The organism is Thermodesulfobacteriota bacterium (assembly GCA_040753795.1).
Classification (GTDB): domain Bacteria; phylum Desulfobacterota; class Desulfobacteria; order Desulfobacterales; family Desulfosudaceae; genus JBFMDX01.
In genome coordinates this window covers 7,653-27,175 of record JBFMDX010000021.1, presented here as the reverse complement: position 1 = coordinate 27,175, position 19,523 = coordinate 7,653, and the positions used below count along the sequence as shown (strand labels likewise).

16 protein-coding genes, 1 tRNA gene and 1 pseudogene are annotated in these 19,523 nt (G+C 56.8%); 9 read left to right on the top strand and 9 right to left on the bottom strand.

From position 1 onward, the window contains the following. Positions 1-32: 32 nt before the first annotated feature. The 9 genes from AB1724_17780 to AB1724_17740 are packed head-to-tail and all read right to left on the bottom strand — an operon-like array spanning position 33 to position 7,947. Positions 33-1,457 carry an aminopeptidase gene (locus AB1724_17780; protein ID MEW6079660.1) on the bottom strand — a complete coding sequence of 475 codons (1,425 nt, stop codon included), beginning with the start codon at positions 1,455-1,457 and terminating at the stop codon, positions 33-35. 54 nt (positions 1,458-1,511) lie between these two features. Then, positions 1,512-1,958 carry a D-aminoacyl-tRNA deacylase gene (dtd, locus tag AB1724_17775; protein MEW6079659.1) on the bottom strand — a complete coding sequence of 149 codons (447 nt, stop codon included), beginning with the start codon at positions 1,956-1,958 and terminating at the stop codon, positions 1,512-1,514. 40 nt (positions 1,959-1,998) lie between these two features. Next, the gene (aroQ, locus tag AB1724_17770) at positions 1,999-2,475 is read right to left on the bottom strand and encodes a type II 3-dehydroquinate dehydratase (protein MEW6079658.1); all 477 of its coding nucleotides are present in this window, start codon (positions 2,473-2,475) and stop codon (positions 1,999-2,001) included. Positions 2,476-2,492: 17 nt separating this feature from the next. Further along, complete coding sequence (gene rpe / locus AB1724_17765) at positions 2,493-3,146, bottom strand: ribulose-phosphate 3-epimerase (protein ID MEW6079657.1); 654 nt, start codon at positions 3,144-3,146, stop codon at positions 2,493-2,495. 14 nt (positions 3,147-3,160) lie between these two features. Continuing rightward, positions 3,161-4,126, bottom strand: a complete 966-nt coding sequence (locus AB1724_17760) for a PASTA domain-containing protein (GenBank protein ID MEW6079656.1) — start codon at positions 4,124-4,126, stop codon at positions 3,161-3,163. Further along, a complete protein-coding gene (rsmB, locus tag AB1724_17755; GenBank protein ID MEW6079655.1) occupies positions 4,123-5,484 on the bottom strand; it encodes a 16S rRNA (cytosine(967)-C(5))-methyltransferase RsmB in 1,362 nt (453 codons plus the stop codon). Before rsmB ends, AB1724_17760 begins: the two co-directional genes overlap by 4 nt. A gap of 45 nt (positions 5,485-5,529) precedes the next feature. Next, a complete protein-coding gene (gene fmt, locus AB1724_17750; GenBank protein MEW6079654.1) occupies positions 5,530-6,498 on the bottom strand; it encodes a methionyl-tRNA formyltransferase in 969 nt (322 codons plus the stop codon). Further along, positions 6,495-7,004 carry a peptide deformylase gene (def, locus tag AB1724_17745; protein MEW6079653.1) on the bottom strand — a complete coding sequence of 170 codons (510 nt, stop codon included), beginning with the start codon at positions 7,002-7,004 and terminating at the stop codon, positions 6,495-6,497. The genes fmt and def overlap by 4 nt, the downstream gene beginning before the upstream one ends. 13 nt (positions 7,005-7,017) lie before the next feature. Further along, entirely contained in the window at positions 7,018-7,947 is a 930-nt protein-coding gene (locus AB1724_17740; protein ID MEW6079652.1) for a bifunctional riboflavin kinase/FAD synthetase, read from the bottom strand. Positions 7,948-8,080: 133 nt separating this feature from the next. Between AB1724_17740 and AB1724_17735 the strand changes: the two genes are divergently transcribed. From AB1724_17735 to AB1724_17695, 9 genes and pseudogenes are all read left to right on the top strand, one after another. Next, positions 8,081-8,167 (top strand) — tRNA-Leu (locus AB1724_17735). A 290-nt stretch (positions 8,168-8,457) separates the two neighbouring features. Further along, the gene (locus AB1724_17730) at positions 8,458-9,363 is read left to right on the top strand and encodes a diguanylate cyclase (protein ID MEW6079651.1); all 906 of its coding nucleotides are present in this window, start codon (positions 8,458-8,460) and stop codon (positions 9,361-9,363) included. A gap of 20 nt (positions 9,364-9,383) precedes the next feature. Next, complete coding sequence (locus tag AB1724_17725; protein MEW6079650.1) at positions 9,384-11,117, top strand: YcaO-like family protein; 1,734 nt, start codon at positions 9,384-9,386, stop codon at positions 11,115-11,117. Positions 11,118-11,292: 175 nt separating this feature from the next. Beyond that, positions 11,293-11,439: pseudogene (locus AB1724_17720) on the top strand (transposase). Between the two features lie 37 nt (positions 11,440-11,476). Beyond that, positions 11,477-13,312 carry a PAS domain-containing sensor histidine kinase gene (locus AB1724_17715; protein MEW6079649.1) on the top strand — a complete coding sequence of 612 codons (1,836 nt, stop codon included), beginning with the start codon at positions 11,477-11,479 and terminating at the stop codon, positions 13,310-13,312. Then, positions 13,309-14,703 (top strand): sigma-54 dependent transcriptional regulator, encoded by a 1,395-nt coding sequence (locus AB1724_17710; GenBank protein ID MEW6079648.1) that lies wholly within the window; start codon positions 13,309-13,311, stop codon positions 14,701-14,703. Before AB1724_17715 ends, AB1724_17710 begins: the two co-directional genes overlap by 4 nt. After that, positions 14,675-15,082, top strand: coding sequence for a hypothetical protein (locus AB1724_17705; GenBank protein MEW6079647.1), 408 nt, complete (start codon positions 14,675-14,677; stop codon positions 15,080-15,082). The genes AB1724_17710 and AB1724_17705 overlap by 29 nt, the downstream gene beginning before the upstream one ends. Then, positions 15,079-15,285: a hypothetical protein gene (locus tag AB1724_17700; protein MEW6079646.1), complete on the top strand. Its 207-nt coding sequence runs from the start codon at positions 15,079-15,081 to the stop codon at positions 15,283-15,285. The genes AB1724_17705 and AB1724_17700 overlap by 4 nt, the downstream gene beginning before the upstream one ends. A gap of 400 nt (positions 15,286-15,685) precedes the next feature. Then, positions 15,686-19,523: Ig-like domain-containing protein (locus AB1724_17695; GenBank protein MEW6079645.1), on the top strand; the 3,838-nt coding region annotated here is incomplete at its 3' end.

Genomic DNA, 19,523 nt, shown 5'->3' with positions numbered 1-19,523 from the left:
AGCGGGATCGCCCTCCCTTGCCTTTAGCCATACTATTCCGCCTCAAAAAACGCCTGATAGGCCTGAGCCGTCATAACCACATCGCCCTTGCTGGAAATTTCAAAAGGAGAATGCATGGACAGCAGGGCCGGCCCGCAATCCACGATATCCATGCCGTACTCCGCCAGAAATTTGGCGATGGTGCCGCCTCCGCCCTCATCCACCCGGCCCAGTTCGCCGGTCTGCCAGATAATTCCTGAACGGTTGAAGATTCCCCTGACCCGGCCGACGAATTCAGCGCTGGCGTCATTGGCCCCGGACTTGCCGCCCGAGCCGGTGAATTTTGTGATGCACACGCCGTATCCCAGGCGGGCGGCATTCCGTTTTTCATGCACCTCCTGAAAATCCGGATCAAGGGCGCCGTTGACATCAGCCGAAAGCGCGGACGTCCGGGCCAGGGCCTTGCGCAGAGCCCGGGCGTCCATGGTTTCTCCGGCCAGAACACCCAGGTCGGAAACAAAGTCTTCCATAAGGATGGACTTGGCCCCGGAACTGCCCTCGCTGCCGATCTCTTCCTTGTCGAAAAACAGGGCCACGGCCGTTTTTCCCGGCTGCCGCAACGCCGTCAGCGCCCGCAGCAGCGTATAAGCGCAGACCCGGTCATCCTGGCCGTAAGCCCCGATCAGGCTGCGGTCAAAGCCGATATCACGGGCCGGACCGGCCGGCACCGCTTCGATTTCGGCGCTGATCAGGTCTTCCTCAACCATCTGGTACCGGTCATGAAGATAATTCAAGACCGTCAGTTTGAAACGGTCACGGGCTTTGGCGCCGCCCATGGGCAGGCTGCCCGCCACCAGATTCATCTTTTCTCCTTCAAAAACGTCCGCCAGTTTCTTGCTGTCCTGGGATTTTCTGGCCAGATGGGGCAGCAGATCGGCGATGGTAAAGACCGGGTCACCCGGTTCATCGCCGATGGCGATATCGACGGCGCTGCCGTCATTGCGGATTACCTTGCCATAAAGCGCCAGCGGCCGGGCCAGCCACTGGTATTTGCGGATGCCGCCGTAATAATGGACCTTGAACATGGCCAGATCGACTTCCTCGTACAGGGGATTCTGCTTCAGGTCCAGCCGGGGGGAATCCACGTGAGCGCCGATCAGATGAAGGCCGTCCCTCACCGGCCTCCGGCCGACAACCGCCGCCGCCACGGCCTTATCCCGGTAAAGGCTGTAAACCTTTCGGTGCTTCCGGGTCGCTTTTTCCATATTCACAAAGCCATGGGACTCCAGATCCTCCACAATGGCGGCCACGGCCAGCCGTTCGGTCTTGGCCCCGTCCAGAAACCGTTTGTATGGTTCCGCGAAATCATAGGCCCGTTTTTTTTCCGCGGCCGTAAACCGGTCCCACACCAGAACCGGCTTGCGAACCATTTTTTTATGCAGGGCGTCCGCGGCCTTGTCGGTATTCTTTTCCGTCATATTTTCTCCGTCAGCAGTAAACGCATTTATTTGCTTCCGCCGGAAACGGGCCCGTCACGCCATCCGGCTGTCCAGCACAATGGTCACCGGGCCGTCGTTGATCAGGGACACATCCATCATGGCGCCGAACCGGCCGGTGGCCGTCGTCACCCCCGCCTCTCTTACCCGGCGGGTAAAATATTCGTACAGGGGCACGGCCCTGTCCGGCGGCGCGGCATTGGCAAAAGAAGGGCGCCGGCCCTTGCGGCAATCGGCCAGCAGGGTGAACTGGGAGACCACCAGCATGGCGCCGCCCGTGTCCAGAAGCGACCGGTTCATCTTGCCGGCATCATCCTCGAAAATCCTCAGCTGAACGATCCGGGAGGACAGATAATCCGCGTCGGATTCCGTATCATCATCGGCCACGCCAAGCAGAACCAGAAGCCCGGCGCCGATCCGGCCGACGATCGCTCCGTCAACGGCCACCGAGCTTTTTTTGACCCGCTGGATCACCGCCTTCATTTATTAGCCGTATCTATTGAAAAAGTCTTTTCCATTATAACTATATCATTTCATTCATGGCCATCAGCGCCATCAAATAACCGGTCTTGCCGAAACCGGCGATCTGGCCGGTGACCACATCGGCCATCATGGACTCCCGTCGGAAGGCCTCCCGGTTGTAAATATTGGACAGATGGACCTCGACCACCGGGATCTTCAGCAGCAGCAGCGCATCGCGAATAGCCACGCTGGTATGGGTGTAAGCGGCCGGGTTGATGATCAGGCCGGACACCTCCGCGTCGACCAGGGCCTGAATCCTGTCCACAATGGCCCCTTCGCTGTTGGACTGAAAGCATTCCACCGCCAGACCGAATTCCCGGCCGCGCTTACTGATGGCGTCGTCAATTTCGGCCAGGGTGTCACGGCCGTACTTTTCGGGTTCCCGTCTGCCGAGCATGTTCAGGTTCGGCCCGTGGATCACCAGCACACGGCGCGTTTTCCCCCGGCCGCCGCTGCCGCGCTTTTTCTCCGCCTTCATGATGTCCCCTCCCGCCGTTACTCGGCCAGTTTTTTCAGTTCCTCGATGGTCGCCCGGTAATCGTCACTGTGAAACACCGCCGACCCGGCCACCATTACGTCCGCCCCGGCGGCGGATACCGCCGCCACGGTGCCGGCATTGACTCCGCCATCCACCTCGATCAGCGTCGACAAGCCCCTTTCCGCAATCATGGATTTTATCGCCCGGATCCGCTTCAGGGAGTTGGGGATAAATTTCTGCCCGCCGAAGCCGGGATTGACGCTCATGATCACCACCAGATCCAGATATTCCAGTACCCAGGCAATGGTTTCCAGGGGCGTAGCGGGATTGATGGCTACACCGGCCTTGGTACCGGTATCCTTGATCAACTGGATGGTCCGGTTCAAATGGCCGCCGGTTTCCACATGAACGGCGATATAATCGGCTCCGGCCGCCGCGAACTCCTCCACATACCGTTCCGGTTCCCGGATCATCAGGTGGACGTCCAGGGGCAGTGAAGTGACCCCCTTGACCGCCTTGACGATCATCGGCCCGATGGTGATGTTGGGAACAAACCGGCCGTCCATGACATCCACATGAATCCAGTCGGCGCCGGCCTTCTCCACCGCCCGCACCTCTTCGCCCAGCCGTGTGAAATCCGCCGAAAGAATCGACGGGGCAATGCGTTTCATAGGCTTATATCTCCTTATCCGCCGCTGAAAACTTCCGTTATGATCAGTTCCGAGTCCCTGTAAACAAAAACCGTGGCGTCCCTCTGGGACGGCACCACTACCCATACTTCCTCGCCCGGTTTCATCAGACCGTCGATAATAGGCAGGGACAGACCGTAGCAGTGCAATATGACTTTAATATGCCTGTTCACAAACCCGTTTTCAAGTCTATACCGGAAAAGATTGGCGCCGCCGCCGGACAAAAACGGAGAGGGTTCGTTCTCCAGCGGCCGGTTAATGGTCAGATTCACCCGCGCCCCTTCCGCCACCCGGGCCCCGGGCTCCGGATCATGGCTGATGACCGCGTTCCGGGGCAGCTGATCATCAACGGCCAAGGAGACATCGCCGATGGCCAGCCCGGCTTCTCCCAGCAGGAGTACCGCCGATGAATAAGGTACCCCGTTCAGGTCAGGCATGATATAGGCCGTCGGCCGGGGCCCCAGGCTGACCAGCAGATTGACGGTCGAGGTCCGGGGCACCATTTGGCCGGCCTGAGGTTCCTGGGCAACCACCCGGTTCTGCCCCAGGCGGTCGTGATACGTCAGAGAAACGATTCCCGGATGCAGCCCGTTGGCCTCCAGAATGGAACGCGCCTCCTCCTGGACGACGCCTTTGAGGTCCGGCAGTTGCAGATATTGTTCCCCCTTGGAAAGGAACAGGTTAATATCCCGCCCTTTTTTTACTTCCTGGCCGGGTTCGGGATATTGATCGATGACATGGTGTTTGGGAACCGTGTCGCTGTATTGCGAATCCTTGACTTTTATATCCAGCCCCAGGTCCGTCAGCAACTCCAGGCAATAGACCACGTCCTTGCCGACCAGGTCGGGGACGACCACCGTCTCCTCGCCTTCGATAAGCAGGACGATTGTAAAATAAGCGCTGAACGCGATAACCAGCGTAAACAGGATGGCCGTCAGAATCAGTCTGATAATCCGCATCATGATCGTTTCTTTTTCAACCGCGCCCCGAAAAACCCGTCCAGGTCATGGGGGTAAACCGATGTTTTAAAATAACTCCGGTCATTGATAAATTGCTGTAAACCGACTTCCGTATCGGCCGACGCCGGATCAATATGAAAATCCTTCCGGTCGTTTAAAAAGCGTTCGACGACCGCTTCATTTTCTTCGGGCTCCGTGCTGCAGACCACATAGAGCAGCCGGCCGCCGGGGCGGACATGGTCGGCCAGAGCCGATAATAACCGGACCTGATTCCGCCGATGACGTCTCAACCGTTCAGGTGTAGCCGACCATTTGATATCCGGGTTACGACGCAGAACGCCCATCCCGGAACAGGGACAGTCGGCCAGGACGCGATCGAATTTTTCACTTTCTTCCCGGGCGGTCTCCGCCAGCCAGTTGATCCGCCGGGTTTCCACGATAGACACGCCCAGACGCTTCATTTCCATGACCAGCGCCTGCAGTTTTTTCGCGTCGACATCGGCCGCCGTCACCCGGCCCCGGTTTTTCATCAACTGCGCCAGGTACCCGGTCTTCCCTCCCAGGCCGGCGCAGGCGTCCAGGATCCGCTCCCCGGGTTGCGGATTCAGCCATCGGCAGACCAGTTGGGCGGATTCGTCCTGGACCTGAAACCAGCCGTTCTGAAAGCTTTCCATTTCATCCACCGATCCCCGCGGAGAATAAAAAGATATGGCGTCCGGTGAATAGCGGCCGTCCTCGATCCGCTCCGCCTCACCGGTTAAAACTTCCCTGAGCCTGGCATATCCGGTTTTCAACGTGTTCACCCGTACGGTAATAGGAGGGATACGGTTGGCGCCGTCACAATACTGCACGGTGTTTTCCAGTCCGTACCGGTCGACCCACCGTCGCACCATCCATTCCGGAAACGACCGGGTGATTGACAGCCACACAACCGGATCGGTTGCCCGATCCGGCCAGGCCAGACGGTCGTGCTGGCGGACCGCGGCCCGCAGAACGCCATTAACAAATCCGGCCGCGTGCGGAGACGCCGTGGTTTTGACAAAACTGACGGCGGCGTTCACCGCGGCATAAGCGGGAATCCGGTCCAGATACAGAATCTGGTAAAGTCCTACCCGGAGAATCGTGCGCACAACCGGATCGATTTTTTCAAAGGCGGTGGCGGAAAGCCGCTGGATCACCCAGTCCAGGGCCATTCGCTGGCGCAGTACCCCGTATACCAGAGTGGTGGCCAGTGCCCGGTCCCGTTTTTCCGGCAGCGCTGTCCGGTTCAGCGCGGTTCGGACAATATCGTCCAGGGTATTTCTCCCGGTTTCCAGCGAGTTGAGAACGGTTATGGCCGTCTGGCGCGGATCGGATTTCATGGCATCAGATTCTTTTCCGTTTTCGCGGGAAAAAGGCTAAAGGGTTCAAGGGGCCGAGGGTTCAATGGCCTTCTGTAAAAAAACCGATCCTGCCGCAATGGGAAAGCCTCTCAAAAAATCGGCGACCGGCAACGCTTTTCCGGACTGGCTCTGGATTTTCAGCACCGACAGCACCCCGTCGCCGGCGGCAACACGGAGCTCTCCGGGGAAACTCCGCAGCACCGTTCCGGGAGGCCCGCTGTCGCTGGTCGCGGCCGTTTCGGCCCTCAATATCCGGTACCGCCTGTCGTTTAAAAAGGTATACGCGCCGGGCCAGGGGGTCATGCCGTGGATAAACGCCACCAGTTCCCGTGCCGGCCGGGACCAGTCGATCCGGCCGTGGCTCTTGGTCAAGAGGGGCGCAAAGGTCGCCCGGGAATGGTCCTGGGGCGTTCTCCGGGCCTGCCCCGCCGCCACCATCCGGATGGTCTGCTTCAGCAAGTCCGAACCGATCACCGCCAGCCGGTCATGCAGCTCACCGGCGGTTTCCCCGGGATCAATATCGGTTTTCACCGAAGCGATCATGTCGCCGGAATCCATCCCTTCATCCATATAAATACTGGTCACGCCGGTAACCGTCTCCATATTGACGACGGCCCACTGGATGGGTGACGGCCCCCGGTAGGCGGGCAGAAGCGATGGATGAATATTGACGGCCCCGAGCCGGGGGATGTCAAGCAGGGCTTTGGGCAGAATCCGGCCGAAGGACACCACCACCAGCAGGTCAGGGTTCCAGCCGGCCATCTCCCTGATAAACGCCTCATCCCGGACGGATGCCGGCTGAAGCACCGGGATTCCCAGCCTCCGGGCGGCTATTTTTACCGGCGGGGGCGTCAGTTTGCGGCCCCGTCCGCTGGGCTTATCGGGCTGGGTGATCACCAGCGGGATATCATAGCCTTCGCCGGCCAGTGCCTCCAAACCGGGAACGGCATAGGCCGAGGTGCCGATAAACAGGATACGAGACTTCTCCGTCATACCGTCCGGGCCTTTTTTTCGCACTTTCTCTTGTAAAGCTGCCGCTTCAGGCGACTGGCCTTGTCCAGAATCAGCACGCCTTTTAAGTGATCGATCTCGTGCTGCAGGACGACCGCCTCCAGGTCTTCGGCATCCACCCGGACGGGATTGCCCTCCCGGTCGAGGGCCTCGACCTGAACGCAGGCGGACCGGTTGACATCCACCCGCAGTTCAGGCACGCTCAGGCATCCTTCCTGTTCCGATAGAAATTCCCCTTCCGCGGACACGATCCGCGGATTGAGCAGCGCTTTGTAAAGACGCTTGTCCCTGTCTTCGGAAACATCATAAATAATCACCTGCCGGTCGCTGCCCACCTGCACCGCGGCCAGGCCAACGCCGGCATTGGCATACATGGTATCGGCCATGCTCTCGATCAACTGCTGCAGTTCCGCATCGACCCGCTCCACCGGTTCGGCCCCTTTTCTCAAGATATCCGCCGGGTAGGTAAAAATCTGAAGCATCGACATGATTCTCTCCTTGCTACCGCAACAGGCTTCTGGATAGATCGATATCCTTTTGAATCTGCAGTTTTAATTCGTCGATTCCGGAAAACTTCTTCTCTTCTCTTAACCGTTTCACGAAATCGACCCGAATGTTCTCTCCCCTGATCTGCCGGTCAAAATCCAGAATATGAACTTCCACCGTAAAAATATGATCATCAAAGGTAGGGCTGTAACCGATATTGGCCACGCCGGCAAATCGTTCCGACCGGTAATGGACATAAACGGCATAAACCCCGGAAGGCGGGCACAGTTCATCGGCCAGTTCCAGGTTGGCCGTGGGGAAACCCAGGCTTTTCCCGCCGCGGTCGCGGCCCGCGACCACCTTCCCCCGGATCTGGTAATAACGGCCCAGCAGCTGATAGGCCGACTCCATGTCCCCGCGGCCCACGGTCTCCCGGATGACGGTGCTGCTGATCCGCGGCAGACCGTCGGCGGAAGGTACCTCCTCCGCGCAGATCACCTCAAAGCCGCGGCGGGCGGCACAGTCCCGCAGAAAGGCGACATTCCCCTCCCTGCCCTTACCAAAGGCGTAATCCTTCCCCACCACAATCACTTTCATGCCGAGCCGGCCGATGAGGATATCATCGACAAATTCACCGGCCGGTATCTCGGCGAACTCCCTGGTAAAGGGGATGCAGAGGCATACATCCATCCCGCAGGCGGCAATCAGTTCAATTTTCTGCTCATACATGGTAATCAGCGGCAGGCGACCGTTACCGCCGACCACCCGGGCGGGATGAGGTTCAAATGTGATGACCACCGAGGTGCCGCCGATCCGGCCGGCCGTTGCCCGCACGATCCCGAACAAGGCCTGGTGGCCTTTGTGCACCCCGTCGAAATTGCCGATGGTGACGACCGCGTTCTTATACGGCCCGTTGATGTTTTCCAGCCCTTCTACCCGTTGCATTTTCCGCTCTGACAACCTCGCTTATGTAAATATTTCATTGTTGAACATTAGGTCTTGACAGACCACTTAAACCTATTTATATAGAAAAATTCAGTCGGAGACGCAATCATTAAATTGACGGCGTCCAAAACGGGCCGAAGTGGCGGAATTGGTAGACGCGCTAGGTTCAGGGTCTAGTGGGGGTTCCCCCGTGGGAGTTCAAGTCTCCCCTTCGGCACCACAAATTAATAACCGCAGCTTGCTTACAGGCTGCGGTTTTTTTTTGAAACCCTTTTTCATCCCGTTTCTTGAAAGGATCCGGGGAGCGATACCGGCCTTAGGGGTGGATTTTTTGCAGCATGGGATTCGCCCTTTCAAACGGTTTGACGTTTGATGACCTTTATGGTATGTAAAAGCGTTAAATAAGGATGTCATTAAACTTATATCGCTGAAAATTCGTGGGGAATCGAGGGGAAAAGCGGCGTGATCCGCCGAAAAAACCGCGTTTGCCAATTTCATGGAGGGTGATCAATGATCTTCTCGCAACTGTTTGACATGGTGAATCTGGGCATTATCATTCTGGACAGGGATCTGAAGGTCCAGAAATGGAATCGCTGGCTGGAAATGCACACCCGGATCACCGCCGCGGAAATCGTCGGTTCATCGCTGCCGGATCACTTTCCCAATCTCAATAAAAACTGGTTTATCAAAAGCTGCAAATCCGTCTTCAACGTCGGTAATTTCACCTTCCTGTCTCAAAAACTTCACAACTATTTTATTCCCATCACGCCGGTCCACCATTTTGATCCGGAATTCAAGTACATGCAGCAGAACTGCACCCTGGGTCCCATATACAACGATAAAAAGGAAATCGAGTACATCTACATGATCATCCAGGATGCCACGGAAGTGGCGGCTTATGAAGCCAAAATTCTGGATATCAACACCAAGGACAAGCTGACGGAAATCCAAAACCGCCGGTATTTTGAATCCAAGCTGAAACATGAAATCGATCGCCATCGGCGGTACAAAAGGCCCCTGTCTCTGATCATCATCGACATCGACGCGTTCAAGAAAACCAACGACACCTTCGGCACCCAGGCCGGGGACAGTGTCCTGATCCAGCTGGCGGCTCTGTTTATCAACCGTCTGCGGGTGGTCGATACCATTGCCCGGTTCGCCGGGGAAGAATTCGCTATCATCCTGCCGGAGACAACGCTTCATGGGGCTGAGGTGGTTGCCGGACAGCTCCGCGATCTGGTCAGGAACACCCGGTTTACTTTCGGCAATGAGACCATGAATATCACCATCAGCCTGGGCGTGATCGGCGCCACCGGCGACGAGGTAACCGTTGAAAGCCTGCTGAAAAAAATCAGGGGCGTCCTTGAAGACGCCAGAATCAAAGGCCCCGACGCCGTCATTATTCCGGCGGCATAAACCGACCGATCGCTCGCGCATTGATAAACCAGGAAATCGGCTACATTCTCAAGAAGGAAACGACCCGGCAGCAGACCGGGTTTTTTGTCGTCGCGCCTGACGACAGGGGCATGACCCTGGAGGCCGCCTTAAAGCTGCTGGAAGAGCGGCCATTGGACAGTTATCTCCACCAGCATGTAATAACGGCCCTCACCGGGACGGCGCCGGACAGGGCCGGGCAGTTATTGAATCCGCCGGATGCGGGAGAAAACATCATCCGTCGGGCACTGGAAGCGGAATATCTGCTGCTGACCAGGGGTCGAGATCATCTTTTGCAACATGTTTCAGCGGATACGATCCGAGACTTGAGCCGGCTCACGCCGCTGATTTATCTGCGTTCCGTTCTGGAGCCGGATCAGCCCCTTCATTGCCAATGGACGGCGTTTTTCAGGGAAAACATCCGGCGCCATCAGCCCCTTTCACCTCCGGATCAAACCGGCCTGCCGCCGCTGGCTTTTGGGAAAAGGTCGTCCGCACCGACCGTTACGGTGGCTGCGCTGGCTGCTTCATTACCGAAACCCGGCGGGCCGTCGTCAAACCCGGTTCCTCCCGGCATCACGGCCGATCTGGCGGCCGAACGGCTGGATCGGTCCGGCGTCAGCCTGGGGCCGCTCATGCGCCACGAAGCCAGTTTGAGCCCCATCGGCCTGCTGCGGACCTGGCGAATGGCGATCCGCGTTGACAACGGCCGCAACCGATACACCCTTGGCGGCGAGCAGACGGCCTTCGGACGGGGCCTGTCCCTGGACGCGGCCCGGGCTTCCCTGATGATGGAGATCGTGGAACGGTGCTCGGCCTTTGCTTCAGTGTCCGCCCACGGACTGGAAAATTATCGCAACGGATATACCCTGCGCCGGGCTTCATACAGCGAGTTGATCCGGGAAGGCACGGACCAGGACGGCGCCGGAACCGCTGATGTTCTGGATCCGGCGAGTCTGGCCCTGGAAGCGGCCTACCGGGACCAGCCCCTGCACTGGGTAAGGGGTGAAACGCCTGTACCGGACCGGGAAGGAGTCGGCACCCGGCCAATATGGATCCCGGCCCAGTGCCTCTTTCTCTTCTGCAACCTGGATGAACCCGACCTGTTTTCCGGACTGGGCTCCACCGGTCTGGCCGCCGGCAACACGCCGGCCCAGGCCAAAGTGGCCGGCCTCATGGAAATAACCGAGCGGCACCAGGCCGCCACCGTGCCCTTTGACCCGGCCACCTGTTTCCGCCTCCTGGCGCGCGATCCACAAGTAACCGACCTGCTTGAAGCCTATCGCCGGGCGGGCATCGATCTCTGGTTCCAGGACATTACCCCACCTTGCGGTATTCCCTGCTGCCGCTGTTTTGCAGTGGAGAAAAGCGGCGAAATACACACCGGCGCGGCCGCCCACCTGGACGCCCGGCGGGCCATCCTGTCCGCCATAACGGAAAACACCTGCCCCTTCCCGGAAGCACCGGCCACACGCCCGGCGCCGGCAGACCTGACGCTGGTCGGTTATGAAAACCTGCCCGATTATTCCACCGGAGATCCTGCCGCTGACCTGGCTCTTGTGGAAACCCTGCTTTTAAAAAACAACTACCGGCCGTGTTACGTCGATCTGACCCGGTCCGACATCGATCTGCCGGTGGTCCGGGCGATCATACCGGGCATGGAATTGCTGGGCGATTTTGACGCTTATTCCCGAATACATCCGGACCTTTACCGCAACTACTTGGCGCTGTTTTAAAACAGATGTCCAGACGGGGAAAGACAAGTCAAATATTTAAATATAAATATTAATAACAGAATGTTGGCAACATCCATGTAAAAATCACTTTTGATCTTTTTCCTGTGGTCCACGCGTTCAACAAAGTGATCGACAGGGTCCGGATAGAGGGGTTCAAGAAAGCCAGAAAGTCAGAATCCTGAACCATTACCGGTATCCGATTCATACCAGTAAGCTGGAAGGGGTTAACAATCAGATTAAGGTCATTGAGCGAAAGGCCTATGGCTTTCATGATGATAGATACTTTGTATTAAAGGTCATGCAGGCCTTTTCCTCCAACTAATTTGGAAAGGAACTATAATAAGTAAAGGAGATCAAACTTGAATCTTTTTGATATGCGGACCATCTTATTCGGTCATCTTATCACAAGCATCGTCTGTGCAGTGATTGTCGTGCAACTGTGGCGACAGAACAGGACCCGTTTTGCAGGCCTAACGTTTTGGATGATTGACTTCATCTTTCAGGTGGTGGCCGTTCTACTGGTCATCATGCGCGGCGTCATACCGGATTGGACATCTATGGTTTTCAGTAACACCCTGGTCATTTCGGGCGCTATCCTGGGCCTCATGGGCATGGAACGCTTCCTGGAAAAACAAGGTACGCAGATTCACAACTGTTTTTTGGTGATCATTTTTATCTTCGTCCACAGCTATTTTACCTTCGTTCAGCCCAATCTGTCAGTGAGAGATCTCAATCTATCCACTGCCTTGCTGCTCATCTGCCTCCAATATGTTTGGCTCATATGGCACCGCGTCGAGCCAGGCCTGCGATCCCTGGCCTTCGGGGTCGGCGCGGTGAACTTTCTTTACTGCCTGGTCAGTTCCATCCGGATAGTGAATTTTTTCATCACGCCGCATGAGGACAGGAGTTACTTTCAACCGGGCATTTTCGATATATTGATACTTCTGTCCTACCAGGTACTCTTCATCCTGCTGACCTATAGTTTTGTGTTGATGGTCAACAAACGTCTGTTGGCGGACATCAGTTTCCAGGAAGAAAAATTCTCCAAGCTGTTTCAGTCCTCTCCCTATGCCATCATACTCACCAGGATGTCCGACGGATGCATCATTAATGTCAATCAGGGGTTTGTTGCCCTTACGGGATACCAGCGTGAAGAAGCTGTCGGAAGGAAATCACTTGACTTCCCTTTTTGGCAAAACAAAGAAGATCGCGACGCTGCCATAGCGGTATTGTTGAAGAACGGCCGTGTACGAGGGATGGAATATCAATTTCATACAAAAAACGGCGAAAGGGTTGTTGTCCTCCTGTTCATGGAAATTATCCTGATCAATGGCCAGCAACACGTCTTTACAAGTTTCAATGACATCTCCCAGCGTAAGCTGGCCGAAGAGCAACTTCATGAACTTAACGAGAACCTGCAAAAGCGGGTCGAATTGGAAACTAAAAGGCGGATGGTCCAGGAACGCCTGCTCACCGAACATTCCCGCCAGGCGGCCATGGGGAATATGATCGGTGCGATCGCTCACCAGTGGCGTCAGCCTCTCTCCACGTTGGGCATGATGATTCAAAGAATCTCCGCTGCCGGATCCATGCAGGAACTGACCGGCCAACAGATGGATGATTTCAAAATAAACGCCATGCGGCAGATTGAATATATGTCTGATACCATTGATGAATTTCGCAATTTTTACCAGACGGAGAAAACAAGGAGTCCTTTTCAGCCCCGGGTCTGCTTTGAAGATGCCATCCGACTTCTGGAAAATCAACTTGCCAGCCGTAATATCACCGTGACCATGACCTGCCCCAAGGAAGCAGATATCTTTTTAAACGCCTATCAAAATGAATTCAAACAGGTGGTCTTGAATCTTTTAATTAATGCCAGGGATGCCATCCTCGATCGGCGCACCTTTAGCGGTGCACCGGAAGCAGGGCTTATTGAAGTGTCCTGTTTCCTCTCCCCTGAAAATACATGGGTTATGGACATCCACGACAACGGCACCGGGATACCGGATCAAATCGTCGAGCTCATATTTAATCCCTACTTCACGACCAGACAAGACAAGGGGGGGAGCGGCATCGGTTTATATATTTCCCGCTTAATCATCGAGGAAAGCTTCAAAGGGCGCATCAGCCTGACGCACCGTAAAGAAGGGGCAACGTTCAGAATTGAGCTGCCACTGGAGGAGGAATCATGAAAGACCTTAAAAAATTTAATGGTTTAACCATTCTGCTGGTTGAGGACGAACCGGATCTGCGCCGCGAAACGGCGGCGTTCCTCGAGCTGTATTGCCGGCGTGTCATCCCGGCGGCCAACGGCCGCGAAGCCGTCGATTTATTCGGACAGCATCAGCCGGACATCGTTATCAGCGATATTCGCATGCCCGTCATGGACGGGATCGTCCTGACGGAACATCTCAAGCGGACGTCGCCCGGCACGCCCGTCATTCTCTGCACGGCCTATACGGAAACCGCTTATCTTTTAAAGGCCATTGAGTTGGGCATTGCCGCTTTTGTACGCAAACCGGTACATGCCGAAGATTTGCTGGACGCGGTCAACAAATGCGCTCTGCCTTTAATTCAGCGGCAGGAAATTGAAAATCTTTCCAGCGAACTGAACGCAAGTGTAACCGAATTGCTGGGAGGAACCCCGGCCCTGCAAACCATCGCGGATATGACCGCGAGAGTCGCCCGCACTTCTTTCAATATTCTATTGCAGGGGGAAACCGGAACGGGCAAATCCCGCCTCGCCGGCATTATTCACAACCTGAGTACGCGCAGAGAAAGCCCTTTTATCAAGGTTCACATGGGAGCTATCCCCGAGCCGCTTGCGGAAAGCGAACTTTTCGGCCATCTCAGAGGAGCATTTACCGGCGCCGACAAGATGCGCTCCGGCCTGATGGAGGCTGCCCAAGGTGGAACCGTCTTTCTGGACGACGTTGAATCCTGCCCGATAGGCCTGCAGGTGAAACTGCTGCATTTCGTGGAAGACAAACGCTTTACGCCGGTGGGAAGCAACCGTGAGACCGAAAGCGACGTGCGCATCATCGCGGCCAGCAACCGGGACCTTAAAGAGGAAGTCGCCAAAGGACAATTTCGCGAAGATCTTTTTTATCGCCTGGCCGATTATACCATCACGCTCCCTCCGCTTCGGGAAACCCCCGACATTATCGTCCCTCTGGCGCTTTCTTTTTTAAGAACGACCTGCGATGAACTTGACCGCGACGTTCCCGCCATGGATACAGCCGCCCGGGAAGCGCTGACCAGGGCGGCCTGGCCCGGCAATATCCGCCAGCTCAAAAGCGTAATCCGCCGCGCCACCCTCAACGCAGACAAAGCGATCACGGCGGACATCTTTGCCTCCGTCATGGATACCCCCGCCCGGAAACCCGCCCGCAGGGCTACGGATGAGCACCCGCCGGTTATTCCACCTCCCTTCCCGTGCAGCATGGATCAACTCGAGAAATGGTCACTCGAACAGGCCCTGAGATTCTGCGGGGGAAAACGCATGAAAGCCGCCGCGATGCTGGGAATGAACTACAACACCTTCCGACGCCGGCTTGAAAAGCACGGACTCGCCAAAGAATAATAACCGGCCGCCTCTGGGTTTTCAGTCATTGTTTTTGTTTTTGACTATCCATTTTTACTATCCGTTTCAGATAGTGGTATGCATCATTCCCGCCGCAACAAACCCTCTTAATATTTTCATCTATCTGCAATATCAGTTGATTCAAATATTGGCACGGCCTGTGCTTCATGTGCTGGAAATGAAAAGCAGCCCCCCCGATATCGATGTGGCAAAATACCTCTGCCCGCACGCGCTCGATCCGTTCGAGATCTGCTACTGTCGAACCGTCACGGGGCGCAACATTCCGAAAATTGCCCGTTACTGCATAGGCAGCTATCAAGACTGCCCCGTCTATAAAAAATGGCCGGAAACCCGGCTTCGAAAGGAAATCATTTCATGAAAAAAATAAACGAATGGATGGATGGGGAAGATTGTGATCATTGCGGGGTATTCGCTGTGATGACGCATGCCTCGCTTCCGGTACTTGCGGCCGACGAAGCGCCCGCCACGAAAAGCCAGCCGACACAGGCCGCTATGAAACCCGACAATCAGGGCGTTCATCCCTTTACTCAAGCCGCGGTCAACGCGGACGTTCTGGGGTGATCCACACCAGATGAAGGTGGATCATGAATACGGTACACTATTGTCCAAAAACGATTTTTGGACAGCATACCGATAATAGCGTAAAATGCAAAAATGAATACGGTGTGATCCATGTCGATAACTTTCCATGGACTCAACTATACCAGTACGCGTTAAAACTGTCACCTAAAGGTGAGGGTTTTAACCCTCCCAAAGTGGGACAATAAAAACATGCAAATTTATATTCAATAAAATTCAATTGGTTAATTATCTCCCTACTGTAAACCGGAAACCATCCCGTTTTTGATGGCACACAACTTGCTAATAATTTTAATCATATCCGGTATTTTTATGCCGGACGGATTTGCCTATTTTAAAAGATCAATTTCCCGATAAATTTAAATAAGAAAGATTATCTCCGATGAGAAAGATCTCATGTCTTCTGCCAAGGCCGGTAGTGGGAGTGCTGACATTTATCGCCATTACCCTGCTGTCAATCCTGTCCGCCAACGCGGCCGCTGTTCTGACCGTGGAACCGATCACCTGGAACATCGTCGGCCTGGACAGCAACGATGTCAACGCCGGCCCCAATAAGTTCCCGGTGGGCGTACGGATTACCAACACAGGCGATGTGGCCGCCACGAACGTCGCTGCCACGTTTGTGTGGGAAGACGCCAACGACCTTTATTCCGACGATCCCAGCCCCGACCCCTACATCAACCTGCGGCCGGGCACCCTGTCGGTGATCAGTTTTTCCTCGATAGCCGCCGGCAGCTACAGCGACGCCTATTTCGAAGCCCAAATCACCCGCAACGCCGGCGCCTATGACAATACCCGCCGTTATCATGTGGCCGTGACCGCCGACGGCGGCATATCCGAATCATCCCCTACCCCGCGGGAATTGTATGTCGAGCATCTGATTTCCCAGGCCCGGAATGCAGTTCTGGATGTGGAACTGGACGGGGTTTCCATTCCCAACGGCGGCACCATGAACTTAATGGTGGGCGAAGATTACCAGATCGTCGTCCATGGGTCGACCGCCACCCAGGGGTATAACCAGCTGGAAGAATTTATTTCCATGCCCAACACGATCTTTCAGATCCTGTCGGTGAGCACCCAGTACTCGGCGGAAACAGGCCTGGAGTCGAACCCGAACCCCAAGCTTTACGGAGATGCCTGCGGCTGGGAGAACGACCCGAACAGTCCGGACTACCGTTCCTGCGTGGGCGGGGACGGCAAGAACGGCGGCACCGTTGACGTCACCTACCAGGTCAGGATTCTTTCCGTACCGGGCGCGCCGCTGGTGAACCCCGAACCCATGACCACCCTTGTCCACGACTTTTCCGGCAGCAGTTTTCATTATAACGCCGATTACGGGATATCCGCCCGCTATGCCATGGTTTATGGCCCTTCATCCGTTACGATTGACAAGGCCTTTGCGCCGACAACGATTGCTGCGGGCGGTACATCGGTCATGACCATCACCATCACCAATCCCACGCCGGCAACGATTACCGGCATCAATTTTTCAGATGCTTTTCCGTCCGGTATGGCGGTGGCCGGAACGCCCGGCGTTACCATCACCGGCCTGGGCGCCGGGGCTTTTCTTTCCTCCACCACGCCGGCCAAGACAGCGCTGGCCGGCGGTGAAACAACGGTTTATTTCCTGGACGGCACGCTGGCCCCGAACAGTTCCGGCACCATCCAGGTGAACATAACGGCTGATTCCACCGCCGCGTCATACCTGAACACCACCGATAACCTCTATATTGACGGCACAACGGATACCGGCAATACCGGCAGCGCCACGCTGTACGTCAGCACGGCCCCGCCGCCCCCCGCCAACTGCGCCAGCCCGGTGAGCATCGCTACCTGGACCATGCCGCTGGCAGGGCAGGGCAGCGGCGGCCCGCCGCCGCCCTACACGACCCAGGCCTCCGGCGTCACCGCCACGGCGGTTGATTCGGCGGCAGGCGCCTGGTCCATCGTCGCGGCTCCGGCCGGCGGAGGCGGAACCAACGCCTGGGCTTCCACCTGGAATAATCCCACCGGGACCTCCGGCACGGCAACTCCTCCCGATCCCAACACGCTGACCCTGCCTTACTTTGATATCGAGGTGCAGTATCCTGCGAATCAGTACAATGGAGTAACCATATCCTTTAAAGTTTATCTGGGCGGTAACGGCGACTGGGGCGCCAACGCCAACAACTATGTCTATGTTTATGAAAAAGCGGATAACGGCGCGTTCAACGCCGGAACGGCTTTTCAGACGGATAAAGCCAGCTGGTTTACTTACAGCCGGAAGGCGGCGACATCCGGCACAACCAGAACCCGGTTCAGGGTCACGTATCTCGGCACGGGCGCCAACAAGAACGCGACGGCCTATCTTGACGATATATCCATCACCGGCTGCGTCAACCCCAACCCGCCCGCGATTACCAAGTCATTCCTGACGGACCCCATCGCCCAGGACGGAACTTCCACCCTGCGATTCACCATTACCAACCCTAACGCCGGATCGGCCTTGAGCGGCATCGCCTTCACGGACGTGTTGCCGGCAGGACTGACCGTGGCGGACGGCTCATCGGCGGCGTGCGGCGGCGGTACGCTGACCACCACGGCGGCGACCGGAACAATTGAAGTGACCGGCGCCTTCCTGGCCGCCAGCGGCAGCTGCACCATCGACGTCACCGTGACCGGCGCGGAGGCCGGTTCGTACACGAACGTCAGCGGCAACGTCAGTTCCACGGAGAGCGGCACCAACACGGGTGCCGGCGGATATGCCACCGACACTCTCACCGTGGTCGCGCCGCCGGAATTTTCAAAATCGTTTTCGCCCGGCTCGATTTATACCAACGAATCATCGACATTGACCTTCACGATTTCCAATCCCAATTCAGGCACGACGTTAAACGGGATCGATTTCACCGACAATCTGCCGGCCGGGGTGGTGGTGGCCACGCCCAACGGTTTGACGGGCGGGTGCGGGGCCGGGACCATTACCGCCGTGTCCGCAACGAACGTGATCAGCCTGAGCAATGCCTCCCTGGCGCCCGGTGCGTCCTGCACGTTCTCCGTGGACGTCACCGGTACGTCGGCGGGCACCAAGACCAACTCGACCTTCGCCACCTCCACCGAAGGCGGTGCCAGCGCCATTTCCTCCACTGAATTAATTGTCGTCGACCGGACCCCGCTGATCGATCTGACAAAGCAGATTTCCACCAATATTGGCGGCCCGTGGTCTGCATACACTCCCGTGGTGGCGACCGGTAATGTTTACTACCGGTTCAAGGTTTACAACAGCGGCGATGTTCCGTTTACCGGCATCAGCATCACCGATGACCAGTATGCGCCCGGTTGCGATTACAGCGCATCGCTTCCCCTGGCCGTCGGTGATGAAGCCAGCTGCGTTTATGGGCCGGTAACGGCGGATCAGGACACGCTCGTCAATACAGCCCACGCCACGGGCACCCATGCCACCGGCACCAAAGACTCCGCGGACTCCTCCGCCGAGTATGCCACTACCGCCCTGACCATCAGCAAAACCTCGACCGATGCCTCTTATAGCTCCGCCGGCGATGTGCTGGACTACAGCTTTACCGTTTCCAACACTGGTTTCGCGGCTCTGGAAGGCCCTGTGACCATCGATGACGACAAGGCGGCGGACGAAAGTTGTCCGGACGTCGACACCGTCGGAGACAATGATAACTATCTGGACCCAGGTGAAAGCATCATCTGCACGGCGACATATACGGTAACAGCCGCTGATGTGGCGGCCGGCTCCGTGACCAATACGGCCACGGCTACGGCAGAAGGAACGACTTCATCTCCCGACAGCCTGACCATAAATAAAGCCGATGACGCGCCGGTGGCGGCGGACGACAGCTATACCACCACCGAGGACACGGTGCTAAACGGCGATGTCTCCGGCAACGACACCCCGTCCGGTGACGGCGGCAACGTCTGGTCCAAGCTGACCGACCCGGCCCACGGCACGGTCACGGTCAACGCCGACGGCACCTTCACCTACACCCCGACCGCCAACTACAGCGGCGCCGACAGTTTCACCTACCAGGTCTGCGACACCGACGGCGACTGCGACGACGCCACGGTCAGCATCACCGTCGACCCGGCCGATGACGCGCCGGTGGCGGCGGACGACAGCTATACCACCACCGAGGACACGGTGCTAAACGGCGATGTCTCCGGCAACGACACCCCGTCCGGTGACGGCGGCAACGTCTGGTCCAAGCTGACCG